Raw genomic sequence first — 22,875 nt, 5'->3', positions numbered from 1 at the left:
TGACGGATCGCGCCACCGCGGATGACAGGGCGTCATCCGCGGGAGGGCGCCCACCAGGGCCGACGGGCAGTCGCGCGGGAGGCGCGTGCCGGTCAGCCCGTCGGCATGCCGATCTGGTCGCGTTCGAGTGCGGAGCGAAGTTCGGACAGGAGCTGGACGGCGGCCGGTCCCGAGGGGCCGGCGAGGGCGCCTGCGGTCAGCTCGGCCAGTGTCTCGGTGAAGGTCGCCGCCGCGGCCTCGACGAGTTGCAGGCCGTCGTCTGTCAGGTCCAGCAGTGATGAGCGGCGATCCGACGGGTTGGGTTGCCGCATGACCCACGCCTGCTTCTCCAGGCGGTCGATGCCCTTGCTGGTCGCGCCGATGCCGATGGCGAACTCGGCGGCGAGGTCGGCCACCCGGGACCCGGGGTGGTCGCGCAGGAAGCGCAGGAACTCGAACTGCGAGGTGACGATCCCGTGTCGTTCGCGGAGACGGTCGTTCAGCGCGTTGTAGAGGCGCGTCTCGCAGCGGACGAGATCGGCGAAGAAGCCCGGGAGGTCGACCCGGTCACCGCTTGACGTAGATGCCATGGCATATATTCTAATCTAGATGCCTCGGCATATAGTTCCCTGGAATGCACTTGTGATGGAGACGGCGACGATGAGCAGGCAACAGCGCGCGGAGATCGACGCGATGGTCCGGCAGCCCCGGCCCGAGGGCCCTCGGGCGGTGGAGGAACTCCGTGCCGGCTTCAGGGCGATGATGGCCGAAATGATCGTCCCGGCCGGGATCCGCACCCGGACCGCGACGCTCGGCGACCGGCCCGCGGTGCTCGTCGAGCCGGCCGACACCCCGAAGGCCGGGACGATCCTGTACTTCCACGGCGGCTCCTACGTGGTCGGCTCACCGCAGACGGCCATGTCGCTGACGGGGAACCTGGTGACCAGAACCGGATTCAGGGCGTTCTCGCTGGACTACCGGCTCGCCCCCGAGCACCCGTTCCCGGCCGCGATCGAGGACGGGGTGAGCGCCTACCGCGCACTGCTCGACAGCGGCGAGGACCCTTCGGCGATCGCGTTCGCCGGGGACTCCGCCGGCGGCGGTCTCACCGTCGCCACATGCCTCGCCGCCCGCGACGCGGGCCTGCGCGTGCCCGCCGCGATCGTCGCGTTCTCCCCGGGGCTCGACATGACCCGGACGGGCGCGAGCATGGACACCAAGGCGGGCATCGATCCGTTCTTCACGCGTGCGGCCATGGAACACACCGGGGCCATGTACCTCGCGGGACAGGACCCGCACCAGCCCTTGCTCAGCCCCGCCACCCTCGCCGACCTGACCGGCTTTCCCCCGATGCTCCTCCAGGCGGGCACCAACGAGATGCTCCTGGACGACTCCACGCGCATGGCCGCTCGCGCGAGGGACGCCGGAGTGGACGTCTTGCTGGACATCACCGCCGACGTCCCGCACGTCTTCCAGGCATTCGCCGGTGTCCTGGACGAGGCCGACGAGGCACTGGACCGCGCCGCCCTCTTCCTCGGCCAGCGCATCCGCGCCAAGGGCACCGCGCGCACGCCGGGCGTTCGGTTGCGGTAGTGGCAACGGGTGCCGTCGGAGCCGCTGTCCTGCGGCGGGGCATCCCTCAGGGCTGTCCCGTTACCGCGGTGCGCGTGGGACGGTGCGTTCGTAGATGGCTCCTCCTGGCGTGTACCAGCCCGCCTTCTTCCGGACAGCCGGGCTCGGGTCCTGGGCGTGGGCCGCCTCCAGAGCGGCGACGGCGCGGGCATCGGTATGGACGAACTTGCCGACGAGTTCAGCGGCCCTCGACCGGACCTGCGCGTCGGGGTCGGAGGCCAGGTGCTGCAGTGCGGGTTCGAGGACCCGGTCCGGGCCCGGTACGCAGGTGTCGCCCTTGCACCGGTCGCAGGCCAGGGCGTGGAACGCGGCGATCCTGACCTGGGCGTCGGGATCGTCGGTCATGGTGATGAGCCGACCCATGGACGCGGTGTCGACCAGGTGGTCCAGAAGGCGGCAACAGCCCTCACGGACAGCCGCGTTCTCGTGGGACAGGCCGGCGCGGATGGCGCCCACCGAGTCCTCCTTGCGTCGCAGCAGCTCCTGGTAGGCCGCCACGGCGCGCTGTGGGTCGCCCAAGCACGAGACGAGGGCTTCGTTGTCGGTCCTGACGAATCCGAGCATGGCCCCAGTCTCGGGTCACGCGGCAACGCCTGGCAAAGGGATTTCACCTCAGCCGTGGGAAGGAGGACCGACGCCACCTTCCGGCCTCCCACGGGCACAACGAGGAACTGCATGCCCTGAGGCTGGACGGGAGCCGGATCCGCGACACTGATGAGGCACGGGTGCCGGTGATCACGCCGGACGGTCCTGGACTGCTGCGGTGATCCGACTCGGATCGAACGCGCCGGTCACCCGCCCGCCCTGAGCCAGAGGACCAACTGGGCATCCGGCTCCGCACTCGAAAGGCTCCGACCCCGTGACCTTCCAGGACCATCTCCGAACCCTCGCCACGCGAGCGATCAGCTCGATCCCGGCTGCCGAGGCAGCGGACATCTACGTCCTCTCGTTCTTCGTCGACAACGAGCGGGACGACCCGCGACAGCCCACGCTGACCATCGGCTTCAACACCGAAGCTCAGTTCCGACGCAGCATCGCGAACGCCTCCGACGAGGCAGAAGCCCGCTGGAACTACGCCTTCTGGCTCCAGAACGAGCTCACTGTCATCGGCGACCTCACCCGAGACCCCGACGGAGCCGCAGCCCGCCACCGGTGGATCGCCGACCTCGGACTCTGGTACGACGACCCCGCCCACCCCGACGACTGGATGACCACCGTCGGGCCGACTGCCGCACTGATCGAGGCCAACTTCAACCAGACGTGCGTGCAGCTCGCTCGCGACCTCCACGACGAGGGCGTCATCGAGAACACCATCGGCAGGCCGGTGCCCGTGATCCTCCACGAGCTGGAGTACTACGAGGCCATCGCCCGCCGGACCGAGGCGGCCAACCCGCCCGGACTCGCTGACGACTTCACTGCCTGGGTCCGCACCGGGTGAGGCGTTTCAGGCATGTCCACGGCTCCGGGCAGTGCCGAGTGCCGCTGGGCCCGTGACCGTCGTTCAGCCGGCGAGTACCAAGTCGTGGACCAGAAAGTGGAGTTGTACGTCATCCAGGGACTCCGCCCACAGGCCCTCGGCGTCGAGCACGGATGCCGCGACCATCCGGGCCTCGGCGACGAGCTCGGGATGGTAGTCGAAGCCCGGCCACGGCAGGACGGGGTAGTCGTTCGCCTCGCCGAAATGCCGGACCCGCTCGATGTCGCCCAGGACGGCCTGCGGCAGTGACCCGTTCGCCCAGGACCACAGCCAGGACTGCTGGGCGAGGCTGACGCTGCCGATCATCGTGAGTCGGCCGGTGAGGAACACCTTCCCGGCGCGGGACCACGCGATCTGCGCATCGTCCATCGACCAGTGGTACTGCACATCACCCGAGAGCCCGAACCGCTCGACCATGTGGGCCTGCCGCGAGCGGGCACGCTCGCGGGCCGCGAGCACGACCTCCTCCCATCCGGAGTGGTCATGCTTCGAGCGGTCGTCCACCGTGTGCCTCCTCGCGCAGAAATGTCGGCAGGATCCTCTCACGAGGCGGCCGGGGCTGGGCCGGATGACGAATGCGGCCGGCCCCTGCGGGCGCGGGGAGGACTGGCATCGTGTCCTTGGGTCCGGCGCCGTGGCTCGGGATGGCCCGCCCAGTCCCGAGAGGCATGCGATGGAGGCGCCGGTCGGAATGCCCCGCCGGGGCCTCAAAGAGACGTGGTGTCCCGCCTCACCCGATGGGCAAGGCGGGACACCACGCACGTGTCAGCTGCTGGTCGTCAGCAGACGGTTGGCCAGGGCGTCGGCGAGGCGGTAGGCCTCGTCGGCCGAGAGGGTGCGGCAGATGGCGTCTGCCAGTTCCTCGACGTCGTGCCAGTCGACGTTGCCGAGTTCCGTCGACGGAGTGGCGGCCGACGGCGCTTCGTCCGACGACGGCACGACGGCCCGCTGCTCCGGCATCGGGAGCGGCTCGGAATTTTCCGCGGAAAATCGGTCGGTGTCCGTGGCGGGCTCGGCGTCCGGCAGCGGACTGCGCGGAGCAGGCTCCGGCCGAGGTGCGGCGGGGGCCGCGGGCTCAGCCGCAGCCGGTGCCGCCGCCGACGGTGCCGCCTCCGCCACCGGCCGGGCGGCCGGCTGAGCGGTCGGCTGGGCGGCCGGTGCAGATGTGACCACCGGCTGCGGAGCCTGCGCGACGGCAGGAGTGGCCTTGGGCGCGGCCTTCGCCTCCAGCCTCGCCGCCCGCTTGGCCGCCACCGCGTCGGCGTCTGCCTGGAGCAGTTGCTCCAGCTCCGACGTCTGCTGGGCCAGGGACATCTCCTCGATGCCCTTCACCGACCCCAGTCGGCGCGCGACGTTGATGGAGACGCCCTCCTCGCCGCGCGCCTTGGCCCGCACCTGGCGCTGCAGCTCGGGGTGGAGCTTCAGCAGGTTCTTGCGGTGCGAGATCCAGCTCTGGGACCAGCCCTCGGCCTCGGCGGCCTCCTTGGCGGTGGGGTACTGCGCCACGATGAGTAGGACCGCGTTGGCCTCCTCGATCGGGTCGAAGTCCTTGCGCGCCATGTTCTCGTCGAGCGCGGCGCGCAGCAGGGTCGCCTTGGACTCCGCCACCGTGTCGTCGACGACGACGAGCAGCTGCTCGCGCCCGTACAGCTGTGCGGCTGCGCGGCGGCGGTTGCCGTTGACGACGACCACGTCCTGCGGACCCGCGCCGAGTGCCTGCCGGTCCTCCGGCCACAGCCGCAGGTAGGCGGCCGGGGTGACGGCGAGGCAGCTCTGCAGCTGGCGGTCCTTGATGCTCGCCAGGTCGGAGAGGTCGCCCAGTTCGTCGCGGGGGTTGCGCGGGTTGGGGAGGCAGTTGGCGGTGGGGATCCACCGGGCCGGGGTGTTGTTGGCCGCGGAGTTGGCGCTGTCGACGCCGGGGGCGTCGACGACCGGGTCGGTGGCCATCGAGGCGAAGGAGACGCGACGGCCTGCCATCAGCGGCCTCCGTACCCGAGCTCGAGGGACAGCCGGAAGAAGTCCTCGCGGGCCCGGTAGGCGGTGCCGCTCTCCTTGTACTGGGTGACGACGGTGCCTTCGGCGACCGCCCGCGAGTGGATCTTGTAGCGGCGCAGGACGGTCTTGGCGCGCGGCCAGCCCTTCGCCGCGATGTACGCCTCGGTGTCCTCGAGGTCGGCGCGGCCGTCCCGGGGGTCCCAGTTGTTGATGACGATCCGGAAGGGGATGTTCATCGGCTCGATGACCTTCTGGATGGTCCGGGCCGTCGGGTCGAAGCACAGCGGCTCGGTGATCATCGGGACCAGGACGTCATCCGCTATCTCCAGGGCCCGCCGCAGGATCTCCTCGTCGGCCAGGGTGCCCGGCGTGTCGATGAAGATGTGCTCGTACTCGTCCTTCTCACCGAGGACGTCGAACGTGCACGCCGCGAGGTTGACCGTGGTGGTGGTCTTGCCCACGCCGCCCTTCTGGTTGGCGATGACGTGGATCTTCGCGCCGGTGTTCTTGAGGTGGATCAGCTGTTCGGCATGGTCGTGCGCCGCCATGAAGTCGAAGGGCAGGTTGTCGCCCACTCTCTCCGCCCAGACGACGGCGGACCCCTGGGGGTCGGTGGACACGACAAGCACGGATGGCTTCATGATGTTCCGTTCTCTCCGTGGGCTTCCCGGGCGGACTACCCGGTACTGCGGACGCCCGCCGTTCGAAGTCGTGAACGGCGGACAGGAACAGCATCTCAGAAGATCAACTGGGAGTCTGACGCGACCCGCCTGTGTTTGCGCACAATGGTCGGCTCCCGGGCCTGATTCCGTATCGGATTCCGCACGAGATTCCCTGCCGGAAACCGGTCGTCCCCTCGTGGGAACGACGGTTCGCCCCGGCGATCCGTGTTCGGGGACCGGCCTGCGGGGGAGGGGGGAGTGAACAGGAATCGGTCGCGGCACTAGCCGAATCGCGCACCCGGATAATCAGCAGGAAGTGACGTTCCGGGATTGTGACGGACCGGCAGATCGGAAGCCGCCGGAATTCCCCCGCCGCCGCCGACGACGCGCCGCTGGGGCCGCACAGGCCGCCGGGGATGCGGCGGCCCGGCGGCCCGTCGTGTCCTCAGCCGTCCGCGATGCCCAGCGCCGTGCGGATCTCGGCGGCCAGTCGGGCGTCCAGGCCGCCGGTGGTCATCCGGTTCTTGACGAGGGCGAAGGAGAACCGGTGCGCCGGGTCGGCGAACGCCGTGCTGCCGCCCGAGCCGCTGTGGCCGAAGCCGCCCGCCGGACGCACTGGCGGCGAGGAGGCGTCCCCGATCAGGAAGCCGTAGCCCATCGTCCACGGGATGCCCAGCATCCGGTCCACGCCGCTCGCGCGGACCGTGGTCGCCTCCCGCAGGGCCGGTCCCGAGAGCAGCCGCATCCCGTCCAGCTCACCGCCGCCCGCCAGCGCCGCGTACAGCCGGGCGACCGCACGCGCGGTCATCACACCGTTGGCCGGCAGCGGCGTGCGCCGGAAGTCGGCGCGGTTGGCCAGCCCGGCCACGGGGAGCACGGCGCGCGGGGCGCAGACGAAGAACGGAGCTCCGGCCGGGATCCCCTCCAGCTGCGCTGCCCAGCCGCCGTCGTCACAGGTGGCCACCCGCGGCAGCAGGTGCTCGGGGGCGTGGAAGAGCAGGTCGTCGGCGATCCCGAGGGGCCCGGCCAGTTCCTCGCGCAGCAGCTCGTCGCAGCCCCGGCCGGTGGCGCGGCGCAGGATCTCGGCCACCAGCACCCCGTACGTCCAGGCGTGGTAGCCGACCGCGCTGCCCGGCTTCCACAGCGGCTCCTGCCCGGCGAGCCAGGCGGCCGTGGCCGGAAGGTCCAGCAGCCGTTCGGGCGTCACGTCCGCCGGCAGCTGCGGCAGCCCGGCCACGTGGGAGAGCACCTGGCCCAGCGTGATCCGCTCCTTGCCGGCCGCGCCGAACTCCGGCCAGTACCGCGCCACCGGGTCCCCGTACGCCAGCACGCCCCGGTCCACCAGCACCGCCACCAGGGCGGCCGCCACCCCCTTCCCGATCGACCAGGCCGGCACCAGCGTGTCCGGCCCCATCGGCCGGTCCCCGGCCCGGTCGGCCGCGCCCGCCCAGGCGTCCACCACCAGCTCACCGTCCAGCCACGCGGCCACCTGCACGCCGAGCTCCGCACCGGAGCCGGTGACCTCCTCCAGGACCGCCTCGACCCGCCGCTGCGCCGCGTTGTCCGGCGCCGTTCCGCTCCCCATCCCGCCCTCGTCCCCCTTCGTCCGCTGCCCGGGCCCCGCGGCTGCGGGGCCCGCTCACGAACTCCAACTCGGCTGACGGCCGGAAGGATCCCGCGCGCAGGCGAGGAAAGGGGTGTACTCGACGACGTAGCGGTGGCCCTGCTGGGAGATCTCCATCACCCGGCCCTTCCAGAGCTTCAGGCTCACCTGCGAGCCGGTCGCCACGGCGTCGTAGAACGCCTGGTCGACCGTGGAGGTGTCGGCGTGGGCCCAGTCGCAGGCGATGGTCAGGTCGAAGTCGGTGCCGGTGCCGTCCTTCGTCTGCTTGTCCGTCACCTTCCCGGTCGTCTGCCGGAGACAGCCGCTGCCGGCCACGGCGGCCGGCGTGCAGCAGGTCGTCCCGGGTCCCCTTGGCGAGCCGTCGCAGGACCGGCACCTGCGAAGCCGGGTTGGCCGGGTCCGGGATGGCGGTGATGTGCCGATCAGGATGGCCCGGGAGTCGGCGAACGCGGGTGGTTCGGGCGGCTCACTCATCGTCGTCACCTCGGCCGTCACGTCCGAGCGCCGGGTCCGCAGCCAGACCTCCAGCGCCCTGGCCACCACCGCGCCCGCGCCGCCGGCGCCGAGGGCGACCTCGAGGACCTCGTGGACCCCGCCCAACTGCCCGTCGGCAGGCGGGGTCGGGACGGCCCGGACCAGCCCCGCGAGCGCGCGTTCGCGCCGCAGCCAGTCCCACAGCTCCGCCGTCTCCCGCACCTCGTCGCCGCCGGTGATCCTGATCCGCGCGTCCATCGCGCCCCTCCATCGCACCCCTCCAGCGCCTCACGTCCCGGGCACAGGCCGGGGACCCAGCGGGATGATGGCGGGCAGCCGTCGGCCGAGTGGCCAACTATCCTTCCTCGTAAGAGATTTGTCGGCCCGGCGAACAGGTGTCCGATCGCGGCCGGATCCCTGCCGCTCTCCATCGCGCCGACCCGACGGGTCGACGGGTCGACGGCGAACAGCCCGATAGTCCGATGGTCAACAACGAGGGGTCGCGGGAGGAATGCCTCCGGGCATTCCGGAACCGGATGACCGCCGCGCCCGCCGGCAGCCTGGCAGTCCGGCCGCTGCGGGCCGCCCGGTGATGCGAACGGTCCGGCCGGGCGGGCGCGCGGGATCCGCCGTGCGTTGTCCAGGATCGACGCCTCGCCGCACACTCGTTCGGTAGCCAGACGCTTTCGGACAGTAGTCGATCGTGTTCTGGACAGACCGTCCGATCTTCGGGAAAGGCGCTCGGCCGGACCGCCACCCTGATGTCGCCGCGGCCGAGGGAAGGCCCGCGATACCCGGGAGAGCCAGTGCCCGTAACGAAGACCGGCCGGAACGTCGAATCGCTGGTCACCGAGTTGTCCGAAGTCCGCACGCAACTGGACGGGCTCCCCGCCCGGTACCAGGAGACGATCAGCGGACTGCTCGCCTCCGTTCGGGCCGAACTGACCGAGCACCGCGACCGGTTCATCGGAGTCCTGCGCGCCGAGCAGACCGAGGCCGCCAAGCTCCGCAAGGACAACTCCGCGCAGCAGCACCGCATCGAGGAACTCCTCGCCGACCTCGCCCAGGCCCGCCTCGACCTCGCCCAGGCCGGTCACCCCGGCCATCCCGATCGCCTCGGCGCACCAGCCGCGCAGCAGCAGCTGGTGGAACCCGACGCCACCGCGGCGCAACCCGGCCCCGGTGCCTTCGACGAGCAGGACCTCGTCCCCGTCCGCCTCGAGGCCGACGACTCCGTTCCAGGCCCCGCCCCGGACCCGACCACCATCACCACCAGCACGGAGGAACCAGCCATGACCGAGCCCACCCCCCGGCCCGGCGCCGAAGACGTCCCCCCGGCCGTACGCGACTACATCCGGCAGGTCCTGGCCGAGCAACTCCACGCTTCCCCCGCGCCCCAGGAACCGGCCGCCGACACGTCGGCCGCGCCGGAGCAGGCCCGCACCACCACGGCCGGGGCTCCGCTGCGGCCGCCGGCGGGTGGCACCAGCGACCTCATCCCGCCCACGATGGCCTGGCCGGCCCACGTCGCCACCCTGCGCAAGGCCTCGGCCGTCCACAAGCTCGTCATCGCCTGCCACCCGCACACCTGGGACTTCCTCGCCGGTCAGGTCCGCACCGCAGGCACCGACGACCGCAACCCGCACTTCACCGACCCGGCCGGCACCGACCGTGACCAGCGCCGCGACTGGGAACGAGGCGGCACCGACCTCGACAAGCACCCCGACACCGTCCTGTCCGGCCGCAGTGCGGTCGCGCTGCTCAACGCCCTGCACACGACGGTGCACCGGGGCCTGGACGCCGAGCGCAGCATCGAGACGTGGTCGCTGGCCGTGACCGCGTACGAGCGGATCGCCGAGGTCGTCAATGCGACCCGGCCGGGAACGGGCACGCCGGAGGGCCCGGACAATCGGCCCCGGGTGGTGCTGGACGACCGCAGCCCCGGCGCGGGCCACTGACGCTGCCGCGCACGCTTCCCGGGCCGGGCCGCTGCCCGCCCCACAACATGCAGGGGTGTCCTCGAAGCCGTCGGACGGCTTCGAGGACACCCCTGTGCCTTGTGCACGGGGCCCTGACCAGGCATTCCGGCCCGGTCGAAGATCCCTAGCTGATACGGGTGACGTTCTCCGCCTGTGGTCCCTTGGGACCCTGCACGAGGCCGTACTCGACGGCCTCGCCCTCGACCAGTTCCTTGAAGCCCGACCCCTGGATCGCAGAGAAGTGGACGAACACGTCCGGGCCGCCATCGTCCTGCTGGATGAAGCCGAAGCCCTTCTCCGCGTTGAACCACTTCACAACGCCTGTTGCCATCGGTGCTGTCCCTCGTCTCAATCCACGGCATGAGAGCCACGCCGACCGCAGCCTCAGCTCGGCTCCGGCACCTGATCATTCTCCTCCCGACGCGGTCTCGAACCAAGCGGGACCGCCGGTGTCGGCGGCCGGGTTGGTGCGGGCGGAGCAGTCGTCGACCTCCGGGCCCGTGCCGCCCGGCACCGGGACGCCGATCCCGCACCGTCGATCCGTGGCTCTCGGGTTCGAATGCCGTCCGCCGTCGGTGTGAGCACCACCTCCGGAACTCGGTCGCTTCAGTAGCTGAAAGGCTCATCCACTCCACCCTGCCGGAAAGCAATAGCGGCCCGCGGGCCGCCACCGGGTTCAGGGGACCATGGCCAGCCCCGACGTGGCGGCGCCCCGGCTGAGCACCGCCGAGCGGATGTGCTCCAGGGCCCGGGCGTAGTCGGCGCGGCCGGGGTTGCGGCGGGCGGCCTGGCGTAGGTCGAGGACGCGGTAGGGCGGCCCTAGGTCCGTCACCTGGGGGATGAACTCGGCCTTGGCGACCGTCCACCGCTGCCCCTGCGCGCCCGGCGGGGCGAAGGTGAACCGGGCGATGGAGCTCCAGTTGCCGCGTGGATCCTCGGCACCGTCGTAGGTGAACATGTGCCCGGCGAGCTGGTCGCCGAGGCCGTACACCGTCCAGGTGTCGTTGATCTTCTCGTAGGCCTGCGGGATGTGGGCGTGGGTGCCGAGGACCAGGTCGATGTCGGGGCGGCCTGCGGCCTGCCCGGCGGCCAGTTCGCGGGCCAGCGTGAGCTGCTGGTCGTTCGGCGTGTCCTGCCACTCGGTGCCCCAGTGGATGCTCACCACCACGAGGTCCGCACCGCTCGCCCGGGCGGCGCGCGCGTCGGCGAGCATCCGGTCCCGGTCGATCAGGTTCACCGCCCAGGGTCGGCCTGTGGGCAGCGGAATTCCGTTGGTGCCGTAGGTGTAGGCGAGGTGCGCGACGGTGGCGCCGCCGGCCCGGAGCAGCGCGGGCCTTCCGGCCTCGGCCTCGTTGCGGGCGGAGCCGGTGTGCGCCAGGCCCACGGCGTCCATGGCGTCGAGCGTGCGCCGGATGCCGTCCGGGCCGTCGTCGAGGGTGTGGTTGGAGGCGGTGTCACAGGCGGTGTAGCCGGCGTCCTTGAGGGCGGCAGCGACCTGCGGCGGAGATTTGAACGCCGGGTAGCCGGTGAACGGCCCGCCGTCGGCGCCGTAGACGGTCTCCATGTGGCAGATGGCGAGGTCCGCGCCGCTGATCAGCGGTTTGACGTCGGCGAACATCGGGCGGAAGTCGTATCCGTCCCCGCCGGCGTCCTCCTTGGCCTGCCGGATGATCTCGGTGTGCGGCAGCACGTCGCCGGTGGCGACCAGGGTGAACGCCCGCGGCCCGGTCGGGGACGGGGTGGCGGTGGCACCGGCGGGCGCAGCGACGGTGGGGCTCCGGCCGGCCGCCGACGGCGCCGTCGGGGAGCCGCAGCCTGCGGGGGCGAGGAGCAGCGCGACGGCCATGGTGACGGCCGATCGGCGGGGCAGACGCATCATCGTCTCGTCTCATGATCGGAAGGTGTCATCGGCCTTCCGACTATGCGACGTCCCGGCCGCTCCCCCTCGACCCCACGCCGACGGACCCGTCGGGGCGCTGTCCCGTCGGCCCGATCAGCGGTCGAGGCGGGGGCAGCGGTAGTCGGCGAAGCCGTGGGCGGGGTGCCAGCCCTGGGCGTGGGCGCGGGTGAGGTCGAGGACGACGCCGCGGGTGAGGAGGTCAACGGTGTAGGGGGTGAGGCCGGGGACGCGGCCGGTGCGGGCGGCGAGGCGGGCAAGAGGGGCGGGGAGGTGGGCGATGCGGGCGGGGAGGCGGTGGGCGGTGAGGACGTGGCGTAGGGCGTCGTCGCGGCGGTAGGGGGTGGCATCGGCGCACGTCGGTCGGGAAGCCCGGGTGCGGGCGGTGCCGTGAGAGGGACGGTCGTCTGACGGTGACGGTTCGTCGGAAGGTGCCGCCCGGCTGTCAATGCCGCAGGGGGCCGTTCGCGTCCGCCTGATTTCCCGAATCGGCCCCGGGCCCCCGATCACTCTGGCATGCTCACCCGAATGGCAGCAGGCAGCGGGTGGCCGATGCCTCACACAGCGTCAAGGGTGGGCAGTGCAGTACACGATCAGCGCGACGGCGTTCCTCGCGATCCTCATCGTCATCCGGCTCCGACGTCGTACCGAGGCCCGTAGCCGTACCGACGAGGCGTTCACCGTCTTCACCGGCGTCGTGTTCGGCGTCCTGATCGCCGCCACCGGCTGGGGGCACGCGATCCTCCAGCTGGTCGGCATCGTCGTCGAAGCCACCCACTGACCCCGGGCGCGCGTATCGCGGGCCTGGCCGCGAGGCAGGTGTGGCAGCCCCCCGAAAGCCCCGAAAGCCCCCTGAAAACCGCGGAAAGGACACCGACGTGATCAGGCCCGGAGCAGCGAATGGTTAGGAGCAGGCCTGCGGTGCGCCGCCGCCGAGGACGCGGGACCGCCGTGCGGCGCGACGACGCCACCTGGCTCGCCTACGCCCTGCTGGCGCTTCTTGCGCTCGGTGCGGCGGCCGCCGTACTGCGGTGGCTGGCCGCGCACTGGTGGATCCCCGTCGCTGTCGCCCTCGCGGCCGGCGCCGCTGCTGCGGCCGTCCTGCGCGCCCGCGCACTGGCGGCCCGCGAGCACCGGCTCCGCGCCGCCCGGCTGCGCCTGGCGCTCAGCGGTCCGGGCGGGATCGACCACATGAAGCCGGACGCGTTCGAGTACGCGGTGCGCGACCTGCTGGAGCGCGACGGCTGCCGCGCGCGCAAGGTCGGGAGGGCCAACGACCAGAGCGTGGACGTCCTCGCCGAGGACCCGATGGGCCGGCGCTGGGCCGTGCAGTGCAAGCACAAGCGGGACCCCGTCGGGGGCAAGCCGGTGGCCGTCGGCGTCCTGTACGCGCTTGCCGGCACCTACCAGCGTGCCCACGGCGCCCACCTTGCCGTCGTCGTCACCAACGGCCGTTTCTCCCGCGAGGCCCATCGCTGGGGCTCTGAGCAGGGCATTCTCCTGGTCGACCGGAACACCCTCGCCGGCTGGGCCGCCGGCGGCCGGCCCCTGTGGGACGTCCTGCCGCACGTCCCCGCCCCCCGTAGCGGCCGCCACCACTGACGGCGGGCCACAGATCGGACCGGCGTCGGCGGCTCCGGTCGGCGGCGAGTACGAGCCCGGTCCCGCGGGCGGCTGCACGCCGGAGGCCCCCGGAGCGCGGCTGCATCGAGCGCTGTCCGCAGGGGTTCCTCCCCTGGGCCCGGCGGAGTCGATGTCAGGTTCCGCCCTCGACCGCCTGGACGGTGCCGGGCGGATCGGCGCCGTGGGCCGGGCGGACCAAGCCGGTCTCGTAAGCGGCGATCACCAGTTGGGCCCGGTCGGGGGCGCCGAGCTTCATCAGCAGGCGTCCGACGTGGGTCTTGGCAGTGGAGAGGCTGACGTGGAGGTGGCGGCGATCCCGTACCCCTGCGCCTCCTTCGATACCTGTCACGCCTCGGCGGTTCCGCGTCGATGCCGATGTGTCATCGCGGGACCGGTCGGTTGTCCGTCTCGGTGCCGTCGTCGGCCGTGACCGGGTCGTACGGAGCAAGGGAGCGGATGCGCGGTATCGGTGAGGGGAGCAGCCAGAGCAGCGACAGTGCTCCTCCGACGGCGGCCGTGACCAGGGTGGCCCTGAGCCCGGTGTGGGTGGCGAGCACTCCTCCGACGATGGCGCCGACGGGGCGTATGCCGTAGTTCACCGTGCTGTAGGCGCCGGCCACGCGACTGCGCATGCCGTCCGGTATCACCGCAGCCTGCAGGGAGTTGAGGTTGACATCGAACAGCATCACGCCGATTCCGGCGAGGAACTCTGCAACGCCCAAGGCTCCCGCGCGGGCCCACGGGGGACCGCTCGCGGTGGCGGCGATGGCGATGGGCGCCGGGAACAGTACGGCGCCTGCCGCAATGCTGCGTCCCACACCGATCCATCGCGAGATCTTCGGGGCCAGCACCGCGCCTGCGAGGGCTCCGGTCGATCCGATTCCGAATGCCAGCCCGATGGTTCCTGCGGACAGGCCAAGCACCCGGTCGGCGAACAGAACGGTCAAGCCGGTGCTCGACACGAAAGTGAAGAAGTTGAGGGTCGTCGCGCAACCGAGGCTCGCCCGCAGTACCGGGTGACGAACGACGAAGATCAGCCCTTCTCTGGCCCGCCTCAGCAGCGAAGGCGCTGCCGTCCCACCGGCTGCGACGGCTGGTTCGTCGACCCGGATCGGCCCGAGAAGAGCGGCCGAGGCGAGGAAGGACAGGGCATCAGCGATCACGGCGACGGGCGCGCTCAGGATCTGGACGAGGGCACCGCCCACCGCCGGGCCGACGACGTAGGAGGCGGATCGGCTGGCGCCGAGTTTGCTGTTCGCGTCGACGTAGGACGAGCGGGGCACGAGGTGGGCGAAGAAGGGCGGATAGGCGGTGTTGAACAGCACCGCCGCGGCGCCGGTCAGCAGTGCCACGGCATACAACTGGAGAAGCGTCACGGTGCCTGACAGGTATGCGACGGGCAGGGTGAGCAGCACGCACGCGCGGATCAGATCGGCGGTGATCATCAGGCGGCGCTTGTGGACGCGGTGGTCGACCCAGGCGCCCAGCACGATGGCGAGGAGATTCGGGGCCCAGACAAGCGCGGTCAGCCATGCGACCTGGCCGGCCGAGGCGTGCAGCGCTGCCACGGCGATCAGGGGTAACGCCAGTTCGGAGATCCGGTCGCCGAACTGCGATACCGACTGCCCGGCCCAGAAGCGGACGAAGCGCCGATCCCGCCAGAGTGATAACGAGGGGGTCGTGTCCTGTGGGGAGTTCATGCCGTGTCGCCCGTCCGCTCCTCGGTGGCCTCCGGCAGGACGTAGCGCAGCAGCCGGACGCCGCGGCTCCCGCTCGGCCGCTGCGCAGGGTCGCGCGTCACATAGGGCGCGAGGACGCTCTCGATCGCGTCCTCGATGGCGGCGAGTTCCTCGGGAGACACCACGACGCGGGTGTTCGCCAGCCCCGCGGGCTTGCGCCAGACCTGATCGAGTCCGGGTTCGGTCTCGGTCACCCACCGATGTGGCAGGCCGGCGGAGCGGGCGAACATCTCCCGGGACAGCACCCGTGCGGCGGACTGGCCCTCTTCGTCCTCCGGCATCCCGAATCGGAAACCCCGGGCCGCAGCCTCCCACCGTCGTTCCCGGCGGTCCGTTCCGGCCTTGGCGTCGCGGATCAGCCCGAAGCCCGCCAGGTGGCGCAGATGCCAGCTGGTCACGGACGGGGTGGCTCCGACATCCGGTGACAACTGCGTTGCCGTCGCCGGCCCGTGCCGTTGTAGACGCTCCAGGATCGCAAGCCGCACTGGATGCGCCAACGCTCGCATGGCCTTCGGGTCAGTGATCTCGATATCGCCCAGGCGATTCCCATGTTCCATGTTGTGAGAGTGTTCTCTCATAATGTGTGAGAGTCAACTCTCATACATTGCCAAGGCTGTTGGGGTCTGACCGGTCGGGCGCCGACGACCCGCGCCTGCGGGTCCTGGGTCGGGCTGCGGACCGCGGTGTGGGGGCCGTTTCCGGGCACCTGTATGTTGATCACGCGCCGGCCCTGGTGGTGTCCCGTCCCGGGGGTGCCGGCGTGCGGGTGCGGCCCGGACTGGTGACCGCTCTCGCGGGGAGGCCGGGGCCGCCGTCGCCGGGGCGTCAGGAAGACCTCGAGCCGGGGCTGGACGGCCGCTCGTCATCTGAACGTTCTCGAAGGATCCCGTATGACCGTTTCCGTCCCGCCCGACAGCCCGCAGTCTGCCGAGGGGTCGGCCGACAGCAGCCCGCAGTCTGCCGAGGGGCCGGCCGACAGCAACCCGTGGGCGCCGCCGGACCCGGGTCAGGGCAAGGCTCCGGCGCCGGGCGGGGCCACGGTCCCTGCGCCTGCGCCTGCCGTCGCGACTGCTGCCGTACCTGCCGCGGCCCCCGGCGAGGTCCCGGCCCCTGCCGCTGCCCCCGGGCAGGCCCCGGGTGTGCCGTACTGGCCGCCGTATCCGATGCCGGCGCCGCAGCCCCGCAACGGCCTGGGCATCGCGGCGATGGTGCTCGGGATCGTCGGTACGGTCCTCGGCCTCGCCGTCGTCCTGTTCTGGCTGTCCTGGCTGCCGGCCCTGCTCGCCGTGGTCTTCGGTGCCATCGGCCTGGGCCACGTGCGCAAGGGCGTGGCGACCAACCGGGCGATGGCGCTCGCGGGCGTGATCCTGGGTGTCACCGGCCTGCTGGTCTCGGTCGGTGCCGGGGCGTTCGTCGTGGTACGGGTGCAGGCGGTCAACGAGGAGCGGCGGGCGGAGGCGGATGCCGCACGCGCTCGCGCCGAGGCCGCGATCCAGGCCGCCCAGGAACGGGCGGCGAAGGAGAAGGAGCGGGTCGAGGCCGAGCAGAAGAGGGTCGAGGCCGAGCGGGAGAAGGCGGCCGCGGACGAGCGGGCCCGGCGCCTGTCGTTCGGCCAGTCCTACACGTACGGGGACGGGCTGAAGGTCACGATGGCCGTGCCGGTGCCGTACGTGCCGAGCGAGACGGTGTTCGAGGCCCCCAAGAACGCCAGGATCATCCAGGTGAAGATCACCGTCGTCAACACCGGATCCCAGGAGCTCTCCCTGTACGGATCGGGCATGCCGTTCGTCAGGGACGCCAAGGGCGGCCTCGTCTACTCGCTGATCGACGGGAGCAACCGGCTGAAGGTCCTCGCCGGCTCCCTGTCGCCGGGCCAGGAAGCGACCGGCCTGTCCGCGTACGCCCTGCCGATCGGCGCGGCGGATCCCTTCACCGTCGAGTTCAACTACGGCTCCGGGCTGCAGCGCAAGAACGTCATCTGGTCGGGCTCGCCCGACTGACCCGGCCCCCGCAGGTTGCGAAGCGCTGACTCGTCCGGCGCAGCGTGGCGCGCGGGCCGGGCGGGGTGCTGCGATCTTCGGAGGACGCCCGGCCGCGTCCGACCTCCGGGCCTCGTCGTCCCGAGACCGTGGAGGCCCGGATGTGGCAGGCACCCCCCGCCCCCGTCAGCCGTGAGTGGCTCCCGGTGCTGGACATGCCGGCGGCCGGCGCACAGAACCGCTGGACGGTGCTGCTGCGCGTGCTGCTGCTGATCCCCCAGTTCGTGGTGGTGTGGGTGCTGGCGGTGGTGGCGTTCTTCGTCACCGTCATCGGCTGGTTCGGCGCGCTGGTGCTCGGCCGGCTGCCCGGCTTCGCGGTGGACTACCTCACCGCGTTCGTTCCGTACGAGACCCGCTTCGCCGCCTACCTGATGCTCACCGTGGACCGCTACCCGCCGTTCCGGTTCGACGCCCCCGACCACCCCGTGCAGGTCGGGCTGCGGCCGGGCGAGCTGAACCGGCTCGCCGTCCTCTTCCGCATCATCCTCGTCATCCCCGCCGCGATCGTGCAGGGCCTGCTGTACGCGGGCTGGTGGATGGTGTCGTTCGTGATCTGGCTCGTGGTGCTGGTCCTCGGCCGGATGCCGCAGCCGCTGTACGAGGCGACGACCGCGATCCTGCGCTACCGGATGCGCTGCACCGCCTACTTCGTGATGCTCTCCTCCGCCTACCCCAAGCGCCTGTTCGGCGAGGAGCCGGGCAGCGAGCCGGACGGCCCGGTGTCGGCCACCCGCCCGCTCGTCCTGAGCAGCGCCGGGCGCGGCCTGCTCGTCGTCTTCATCCTCCTCGGCGTGGTCTCCTGGGCGACGAGCTCGATCACTGCCTCGGTGAACTCGGACGACGGCGCCGACGACACCACCAACCCGACCCAGCACGTCATCGCCCCCCTCGTGCCGGGCCCCGCCGACCGCGCGCTCCGGAACCCGACGGGCCGGTCGTAAGCCGCTGGTAGCCGGTCGCAGCCGCTGGTAGCCGGTCGTCGTCGCTGGCAGCCGTTCGTTTTACGGGGATCGGGGCAGCGCCGTACGGGCGGTCGGCCGGCTCGTGATCTTCGCTAGCCTGAGCGAATGACCGACAAATTGGTGAACCGTTACCGCCAGGCCGTGGAACCGCTCTTGGAAGCGGGCGAGCGGACGCTGGACGTGGCTACCGTCTACCCGGTGGCCGGGGCCAAGGGCCTGGGGGACGGGGCGGGCGCGAAACTCGGGAACAGGCTGGCGAGGGTCGGCGCGGTCGCGGGCGAGACGGGCAGCCTGGCGCACGGCTTCCCGACCGGTGCCGGTACGGCGATCCACAAGCTGCTCGTGGTCACCGACCGGCGCGTCGCGTTCGTCTCGGCGCGCGACATCCGGAAGGCCGGCGAGGTGTTGTGGCACGTACCGCGCCACCTGGTCACGCGGATCGAACGCCGTCCGAGGTTGCAGGCGATGGCCCGGTTCCGGCTGCACTTCGCGGACGGTTCGGCGGTCGCGGCGCTCACCCCGAGGCGGCGCACCATCGAGGCCCTGGCGGACCAGCTGGGACGGTAGGCAGTTCACCGGCCCAGGGGTTGAAGGGAGGCGAACACCTCCCGGGTGCCGGTGGACTCTTCACCTGGCTGCCCCGCGAAGGCTGCCCCGCGCGGGCCGCCCCCGCGCAGGCGTCGACTTTCCGTTATCGATGCCGGGCCTTCCGGATCTCCTGGGCATCGCGGCCTGATCGGCCGAAGGGCGCAGGAAAGGTTCGCAGTGAGCAATCGTTGGATGGGACACCGCTTTCTCTGGGCCTGCTCCCTCGTGCTGGCCGTCGGTTCGATCGCCCTGCTCGTGCTGCCTGCGCGAAGCTCGTCTGCGAACTCAGCGAACTCAGCGAACTCTGCGAACTCCGCGCACACCGAGCACTCCGGAATGCCCGGTATGGACCACGGCACGACGGCGACACCCGGCGTGACCGGCGCAGCGGGGATGCCCGGCATGCCGGCCGGAGAGGGGCTCGCCGCCGAGAGCGACGGCTACCGCCTCGACTCGCGGGCCACCGGACTCCCGGCCGGCCAGGCGGTGAGCTATCCGTTCACCGCCGTCGGGCCGGACGGAGAGCCGGTCACCGACTTCGCCGAAGTCCAGGGCAAGCAACTGCACTTCTACGCGATCCGCTCGGACCTCACCGGCTACCAGCACCTTCACCCCACGATGGCCGCCGACGGCACCTGGACCGCCGACCTGGCTGCCCTCCAACCGGGCGACTGGCGGCTGTACGCCTCCTTCACACCGAACACCGGCCCCCGCAAGGGCAGCGAATTCGTCCTCAGCCGCACCGTGACGGTGTCCGGCGACGCGGCCCCGGCGCCACTGCCCGCCGCCACCGACAGCACCACGGTCGACGGGTACACCGTCGCCGTCCGGGGCGACCTGACGGCCGGTCGGGCAGGCCCGCTCACCGTCACGATCAGCGAGGACGGCCGACCGGTCACCGACCTGCAGCCGTACCTCGACAGCTACGCCCACCTCAGCGCCTTCCACGAGGGGGACCAGGCGCTGGCCCACCTCCACCCCATCACCCGCGTCAACGGGGATCACGGCGGGCCGACGCTGACCTTCTACGCCCTGCTCGGCAGGCCCGGGAACTGGCGGGTCTTCCTGCAGTTCCAGACCGACGGACGCGTGCACACCGCGGTCCTCACGCTGCGCGTCGGCTGACGCTCCAGCCGTCGGTGCCGCAGGGCGGGGCGGCGGCCCGATCGGTTGGCGTCGCCGTTATCCGCCCCGCCGCTCACTCCCCGGTCGTGCGCCGCGCCGGCCAGGTGCGGGCGAGCGAGGCGGCGAGGGCCGTGCCCTGCCGGTGGCCGGCGCGGGCGGCGGCGGGGCGCCGGGCGTTGGCGGTCAGGTCGCGTCCCATGGCGCGGCGGGCGTCGGTGTCAGGGGTGATCAGGGTGGTGCGCGCGCCGGCGGCGCGCAGTTCCATTGTCTGCTGCTGGGCGCTGGGGTGCGGCCCGACGGCGGTGGGCACGGGCGAGACGGCCAGCACCTGCCGGTGGCCGGCGGCCAGTTGGAGGTTGCCGGTGGAGCGGGTGCCGCCGTCGATCCATCGTCGCCCGAGGGCGGTAGTGGGCGGCCAGACCAGCGGGACGGCGCAGCTGGCGGCGACCGCGTCGGCGAGGTCGAGGCCGGAGCCCGCGTCGAAGGCTTCGACGCTGCCGGTCTCCGCGTCCACGGCGGTGATGCGCAGCGTCGTCTGCGCGGGCCAGGCGGTGGCGTCGCGCAGCAGGGTGCGTACGGTGTCGTGGAGGTCGTGGGCGGGGGTGGTGCGCGCGGTCAGGGCGGCGTGGCCCAGGCGCCGGACGGAGCGTTCCGGGTCGCGGGTGGCGAGGGCCGCCCACAGGAAGCGCAGGGTCTGTGCGGCGGTGACACCCATCTCGACCCGGTCGAGGCCGGCCAGTTGACGCTCATACAGGTCGCGGGCGGGTTCGCCGCTCGCGAGGCGGGCTCCGAAGACGGCTCCGGCCGAGGTGCCGATGACGGTGTCGGCGGCCGTCAGGTCGATTCCGCCGTCGGCGAGGCCCGCGAGTACGCCGGTCAGCCACGCACCGCCGACCGGTCCGCCGCCGCCCAGCACCAGCGCCGTCCCGTTCATGGCACTCCTCTCCCCTGGTCTCCCCTGGCCGCGAATCGGGGACTGATCCCCGTTTCACCTTGAGTGTGAGGGTACACCGGCAGCGGGCGGCGCACGTTGGCCCCGCCTTGCGGGCCCCGATCGGGTGTCAGTGGCGGGTTTCGATTGCCGTAGCCGTAGCCGTAGCCGTAGCCGTAGCCGTAGCCGTAGCCGGGCCCGCCGGGGCTTTTCGCGGAGTGGGTCAGTTGCCCGGGTGGGAGGCTGCCCAGCCGTGTTCGAGGAGTGCGAAGGCTTCGTCGGCGGCTCGGCGCGGTTCGGCGTGGCGCAGGATGAGGCTGCGGGCCTCGAGGGCGAAGCGGGCCAGGGCGGCGCAGCTGACGTCGTCCTCGGGTGCGCCCACGGCCTCGGCGATGGCCCGGGTCAGGGCGGCTTCGTGGCGGGTCCACATGCGGTGGGCGTAGTCGCGCAGTGCGGGGGTGTCCTCCACCAGGCGGGTGAAGTCGGCGAATCGCGGGTCCGCGGCGTGGATGGAGAGCTGGGTCTGCTTCAGCAGGAGGTGCTCGCGCAGCGCCTGCGGGATGGACCGGCCCGGGGGGCGTTCGCGTACGGCGGCGACGAGGGATGCTTCCAGGTCGTCGTCCTGGTCGAAGACCAGGGCTTCCTTGCCGGAGAAGTGCTTGAACAGGGTGGTCACCGAGACGTCGGCGGCGTCGGCGATGTCCTTGACGCCGACCTGGTCGTAGCCGTGTTCGAGGAAAAGCTCGAGTGCGGCGTCGGCCAGGGACTGGCGGGTCTGGGCCTTCTTGCGCTCGCGGCGCCCGGTCGGTTCGGTCGGTTCGGTCACTCGCCCACCGTACCCCATAGTGCATTCACTGCAAAAGTTTAGTCATTGCGCTTTTTTAGTGAGTGTGGTTTCTTGGTGGTGCCGGGCTCCCGGCAACTCATCCACCTCCCGAAGGACACTCCTGTGAACTCTGCCCGTGACCCCCGCATCGCGATCGTCGGCGCCGGCCTCGGCGGCCTCACCTGCGCTCGAGTCCTCCAGCAACACGGCCGCTCCGTCACCGTCTTCGAACGCGAGGCATCCGCCGACGCCCGCCCCCAGGGCGGCACCCTCGACATGCACCCCGACACCGGCCAGGCCGCCCTGCGCTCGGCGGGACTCCTCGACCGGTTCCACGCCCTTGCCCGCCCCGAGGGAGACGAGTGGCGCGTCCTCGACTTCGCCACCGGCGCCCTCATCGCGCAGCAGGGGCCCTCCGCCGACGGCGGCCGCCCCGAGATCGACCGGGGCCAACTGCGCGGTCTGCTCCTGGACTCGATCACCGAGGGCGCCGTGCGGTGGGACCGCACCGTCCGCGAGGTCACCCCGCTGCCGGACGGCACCTGCCGGCTGCTCTTCGCCGACGGCACCGCCGAGGACTTCGACCTGGTGGTCGGCGCCGACGGCGCCTGGTCGCGCGTACGCCCGGCCCTGTCGCACGCCGCACCCGGCTACACCGGCGTCACCTTCGTCGAGACCGGATTCGACCACTGCGACACCCGCCACCGCGACCTCGCGCGACTGGTCGGCAACGGATCGATGCTGGCCAAGGGAACCGGCCGGACCCTGGTCGCCCAGCGCAACAGCAACGGCCACATCCGCGCCTACATCGCGCTGCGCGCGCCGCAGGACTGGCACGCGGCCGCCGGTGTCGACCTCGGTGACCGGCAGGCCGTACGCACCCACCTGCTGGGGATGTTCGACGGCTGGGACGAGAGCCTGCGCTACCTCCTGCGCGACAGCGACAACGGATACGTCAACCGGCCCCTGTTTGTCCTGCCCGCCTTGCACACCTGGGAGCACGTTCCCGGCGTCACGCTGCTCGGCGACGCCGCACACCTGATGCCCCCGGTCGGGCTGGGCGCCAACCTCGCCATGCTCGACGGCTCCGACCTCGCCCACGCCCTCGTGACCGAAGCCGACGTCGACGACGCCGTCCGCGCCTACGAGAGCGTCATGCTGCCGCGCTCGATCGAAGCCGCGACGGCCAGCGCGCAGGGGCTCGACCACCTCGTCCCCGCGACGACCCCCTGAGCGGACTCCAGCGCCCCGGCCCCACCGCCCCGGCCGCACCGCCCCGGCCCCACTGCCCCCGACTCCACCGCCCCCGGCCGCCCCGTCCCC

The 22,875-nt window shown here is 72.0% G+C and carries 24 protein-coding genes and 1 pseudogene; 10 read left to right on the top strand and 15 right to left on the bottom strand.

The window, feature by feature from the left end; all coding sequences use genetic code 11:
• Nucleotides 1–92 precede the first annotated feature (92 nt).
• Nucleotides 93–569: a MarR family transcriptional regulator gene (locus ACIBEC_RS37860; RefSeq protein WP_360504802.1), complete on the bottom strand. Its 477-nt coding sequence runs from the start codon at nt 567–569 to the stop codon at nt 93–95.
• A gap of 70 nt (nt 570–639) precedes the next feature.
• Between ACIBEC_RS37860 and ACIBEC_RS37855 the strand changes: the two genes are divergently transcribed.
• Nucleotides 640–1,572, top strand: coding sequence for an alpha/beta hydrolase (locus ACIBEC_RS37855; protein WP_360504800.1), 933 nt, complete (start codon nt 640–642; stop codon nt 1,570–1,572).
• 60 nt (nt 1,573–1,632) lie between these two features.
• Here the strand turns inward: ACIBEC_RS37855 and ACIBEC_RS37850 are convergent, their stop codons facing one another.
• Nucleotides 1,633–2,175, bottom strand: a complete 543-nt coding sequence (locus tag ACIBEC_RS37850; protein WP_360504798.1) for a HEAT repeat domain-containing protein — start codon at nt 2,173–2,175, stop codon at nt 1,633–1,635.
• Between the two features lie 295 nt (nt 2,176–2,470).
• Between ACIBEC_RS37850 and ACIBEC_RS37845 the strand changes: the two genes are divergently transcribed.
• Nucleotides 2,471–3,049 (top strand): hypothetical protein, encoded by a 579-nt coding sequence (locus ACIBEC_RS37845; RefSeq protein WP_360504796.1) that lies wholly within the window; start codon nt 2,471–2,473, stop codon nt 3,047–3,049.
• Between the two features lie 63 nt (nt 3,050–3,112).
• Here ACIBEC_RS37845 and ACIBEC_RS37840 read toward each other — a convergent pair whose 3' ends face one another.
• The 5 genes from ACIBEC_RS37840 to ACIBEC_RS37820 all read right to left on the bottom strand — a co-directional run bounded on the left by ACIBEC_RS37840 (nt 3,113) and on the right by ACIBEC_RS37820 (nt 8,101).
• Nucleotides 3,113–3,592, bottom strand: a complete 480-nt coding sequence (locus tag ACIBEC_RS37840) for a DUF6882 domain-containing protein (RefSeq protein WP_360504794.1) — start codon at nt 3,590–3,592, stop codon at nt 3,113–3,115.
• A 261-nt stretch (nt 3,593–3,853) separates the two neighbouring features.
• A complete protein-coding gene (locus ACIBEC_RS37835) occupies nt 3,854–5,065 on the bottom strand; it encodes a ParB N-terminal domain-containing protein (RefSeq protein ID WP_360504793.1) in 1,212 nt (403 codons plus the stop codon).
• Nucleotides 5,065–5,703 carry a ParA family protein gene (locus tag ACIBEC_RS37830; RefSeq protein ID WP_360504791.1) on the bottom strand — a complete coding sequence of 213 codons (639 nt, stop codon included), beginning with the start codon at nt 5,701–5,703 and terminating at the stop codon, nt 5,065–5,067. Before ACIBEC_RS37830 ends, ACIBEC_RS37835 begins: the two co-directional genes overlap by 1 nt.
• Nucleotides 5,704–6,190: 487 nt before the next feature.
• Entirely contained in the window at nt 6,191–7,330 is a 1,140-nt protein-coding gene (locus ACIBEC_RS37825; RefSeq protein ID WP_360504789.1) for a serine hydrolase domain-containing protein, read from the bottom strand.
• Nucleotides 7,331–7,384: 54 nt separating this feature from the next.
• Nucleotides 7,385–8,101 carry a hypothetical protein gene (locus tag ACIBEC_RS37820; protein WP_360504787.1) on the bottom strand — a complete coding sequence of 239 codons (717 nt, stop codon included), beginning with the start codon at nt 8,099–8,101 and terminating at the stop codon, nt 7,385–7,387.
• Nucleotides 8,102–8,649: 548 nt separating this feature from the next.
• Here ACIBEC_RS37820 and ACIBEC_RS37815 point away from each other — a divergent pair.
• Complete coding sequence (locus ACIBEC_RS37815) at nt 8,650–9,801, top strand: hypothetical protein (protein WP_360504785.1); 1,152 nt, start codon at nt 8,650–8,652, stop codon at nt 9,799–9,801.
• Nucleotides 9,802–9,946: 145 nt separating this feature from the next.
• Here the strand turns inward: ACIBEC_RS37815 and ACIBEC_RS37810 are convergent, their stop codons facing one another.
• The 3 genes from ACIBEC_RS37810 to ACIBEC_RS37800 all read right to left on the bottom strand — a co-directional run bounded on the left by ACIBEC_RS37810 (nt 9,947) and on the right by ACIBEC_RS37800 (nt 12,229).
• Nucleotides 9,947–10,153, bottom strand: a complete 207-nt coding sequence (locus ACIBEC_RS37810) for a cold-shock protein (RefSeq protein WP_360504783.1) — start codon at nt 10,151–10,153, stop codon at nt 9,947–9,949.
• Between the two features lie 345 nt (nt 10,154–10,498).
• Complete coding sequence (locus ACIBEC_RS37805; protein ID WP_360504782.1) at nt 10,499–11,701, bottom strand: CapA family protein; 1,203 nt, start codon at nt 11,699–11,701, stop codon at nt 10,499–10,501.
• A gap of 114 nt (nt 11,702–11,815) precedes the next feature.
• The gene (locus ACIBEC_RS37800; RefSeq protein ID WP_360504780.1) at nt 11,816–12,229 is read right to left on the bottom strand and encodes a hypothetical protein; all 414 of its coding nucleotides are present in this window, start codon (nt 12,227–12,229) and stop codon (nt 11,816–11,818) included.
• A gap of 70 nt (nt 12,230–12,299) precedes the next feature.
• Between ACIBEC_RS37800 and ACIBEC_RS37795 the strand changes: the two genes are divergently transcribed.
• Both ACIBEC_RS37795 and ACIBEC_RS37790 read left to right on the top strand, forming a co-directional pair.
• Nucleotides 12,300–12,500 (top strand): hypothetical protein, encoded by a 201-nt coding sequence (locus tag ACIBEC_RS37795; protein ID WP_360504778.1) that lies wholly within the window; start codon nt 12,300–12,302, stop codon nt 12,498–12,500.
• A 170-nt stretch (nt 12,501–12,670) separates the two neighbouring features.
• Complete coding sequence (locus ACIBEC_RS37790) at nt 12,671–13,321, top strand: restriction endonuclease (protein ID WP_360504776.1); 651 nt, start codon at nt 12,671–12,673, stop codon at nt 13,319–13,321.
• 154 nt (nt 13,322–13,475) lie between these two features.
• On the opposite strand, the pseudogene ACIBEC_RS37785 reads toward ACIBEC_RS37790, so the two are convergent.
• The 3 genes and pseudogenes from ACIBEC_RS37785 to ACIBEC_RS37775 form a co-directional block, all read right to left on the bottom strand.
• A pseudogene (locus tag ACIBEC_RS37785) lies at nt 13,476–13,646 on the bottom strand (response regulator transcription factor); the annotation flags it as partial.
• A gap of 76 nt (nt 13,647–13,722) precedes the next feature.
• The gene (locus tag ACIBEC_RS37780; protein WP_360504774.1) at nt 13,723–15,042 is read right to left on the bottom strand and encodes an MFS transporter; all 1,320 of its coding nucleotides are present in this window, start codon (nt 15,040–15,042) and stop codon (nt 13,723–13,725) included.
• The gene (locus tag ACIBEC_RS37775; RefSeq protein WP_360504867.1) at nt 15,039–15,587 is read right to left on the bottom strand and encodes a helix-turn-helix domain-containing protein; all 549 of its coding nucleotides are present in this window, start codon (nt 15,585–15,587) and stop codon (nt 15,039–15,041) included. Before ACIBEC_RS37775 ends, ACIBEC_RS37780 begins: the two co-directional genes overlap by 4 nt.
• A 384-nt stretch (nt 15,588–15,971) precedes the next feature.
• Here ACIBEC_RS37775 and ACIBEC_RS37770 point away from each other — a divergent pair, with 384 nt between their 5' ends.
• From ACIBEC_RS37770 to ACIBEC_RS37755, 4 genes are all read left to right on the top strand, one after another.
• Nucleotides 15,972–17,081, top strand: a complete 1,110-nt coding sequence (locus tag ACIBEC_RS37770) for a DUF4190 domain-containing protein (RefSeq protein ID WP_360504772.1) — start codon at nt 15,972–15,974, stop codon at nt 17,079–17,081.
• 140 nt (nt 17,082–17,221) lie between these two features.
• On the top strand, nt 17,222–18,061 hold the full coding sequence (locus tag ACIBEC_RS37765; RefSeq protein WP_360504770.1) for a DUF4389 domain-containing protein: 840 nt from the start codon (nt 17,222–17,224) through the stop codon (nt 18,059–18,061).
• Nucleotides 18,062–18,187: 126 nt separating this feature from the next.
• Nucleotides 18,188–18,649 carry a hypothetical protein gene (locus tag ACIBEC_RS37760; RefSeq protein ID WP_360504768.1) on the top strand — a complete coding sequence of 154 codons (462 nt, stop codon included), beginning with the start codon at nt 18,188–18,190 and terminating at the stop codon, nt 18,647–18,649.
• Nucleotides 18,650–19,015: 366 nt separating this feature from the next.
• Nucleotides 19,016–19,795 (top strand): hypothetical protein, encoded by a 780-nt coding sequence (locus ACIBEC_RS37755; RefSeq protein WP_360504766.1) that lies wholly within the window; start codon nt 19,016–19,018, stop codon nt 19,793–19,795.
• 73 nt (nt 19,796–19,868) lie between these two features.
• Here ACIBEC_RS37755 and ACIBEC_RS37750 read toward each other — a convergent pair whose 3' ends face one another.
• Nucleotides 19,869–20,729 (bottom strand): patatin-like phospholipase family protein, encoded by an 861-nt coding sequence (locus ACIBEC_RS37750; protein ID WP_360504764.1) that lies wholly within the window; start codon nt 20,727–20,729, stop codon nt 19,869–19,871.
• A 220-nt stretch (nt 20,730–20,949) separates the two neighbouring features.
• Nucleotides 20,950–21,552, bottom strand: coding sequence for a helix-turn-helix domain-containing protein (locus tag ACIBEC_RS37745; protein ID WP_360504762.1), 603 nt, complete (start codon nt 21,550–21,552; stop codon nt 20,950–20,952).
• A gap of 123 nt (nt 21,553–21,675) precedes the next feature.
• Here ACIBEC_RS37745 and ACIBEC_RS37740 point away from each other — a divergent pair, with 123 nt between their 5' ends.
• Nucleotides 21,676–22,785, top strand: a complete 1,110-nt coding sequence (locus tag ACIBEC_RS37740; RefSeq protein ID WP_360504760.1) for an NAD(P)/FAD-dependent oxidoreductase — start codon at nt 21,676–21,678, stop codon at nt 22,783–22,785.
• Nucleotides 22,786–22,875 lie beyond the last annotated feature (90 nt).

Origin of the sequence: Kitasatospora sp. NPDC051164 (genome assembly GCF_044455625.1) — a bacterium.
GTDB lineage: Bacteria > Actinomycetota > Actinomycetes > Streptomycetales > Streptomycetaceae > Kitasatospora.
This window is presented reverse-complemented; position numbering and strand designations above follow the sequence as displayed.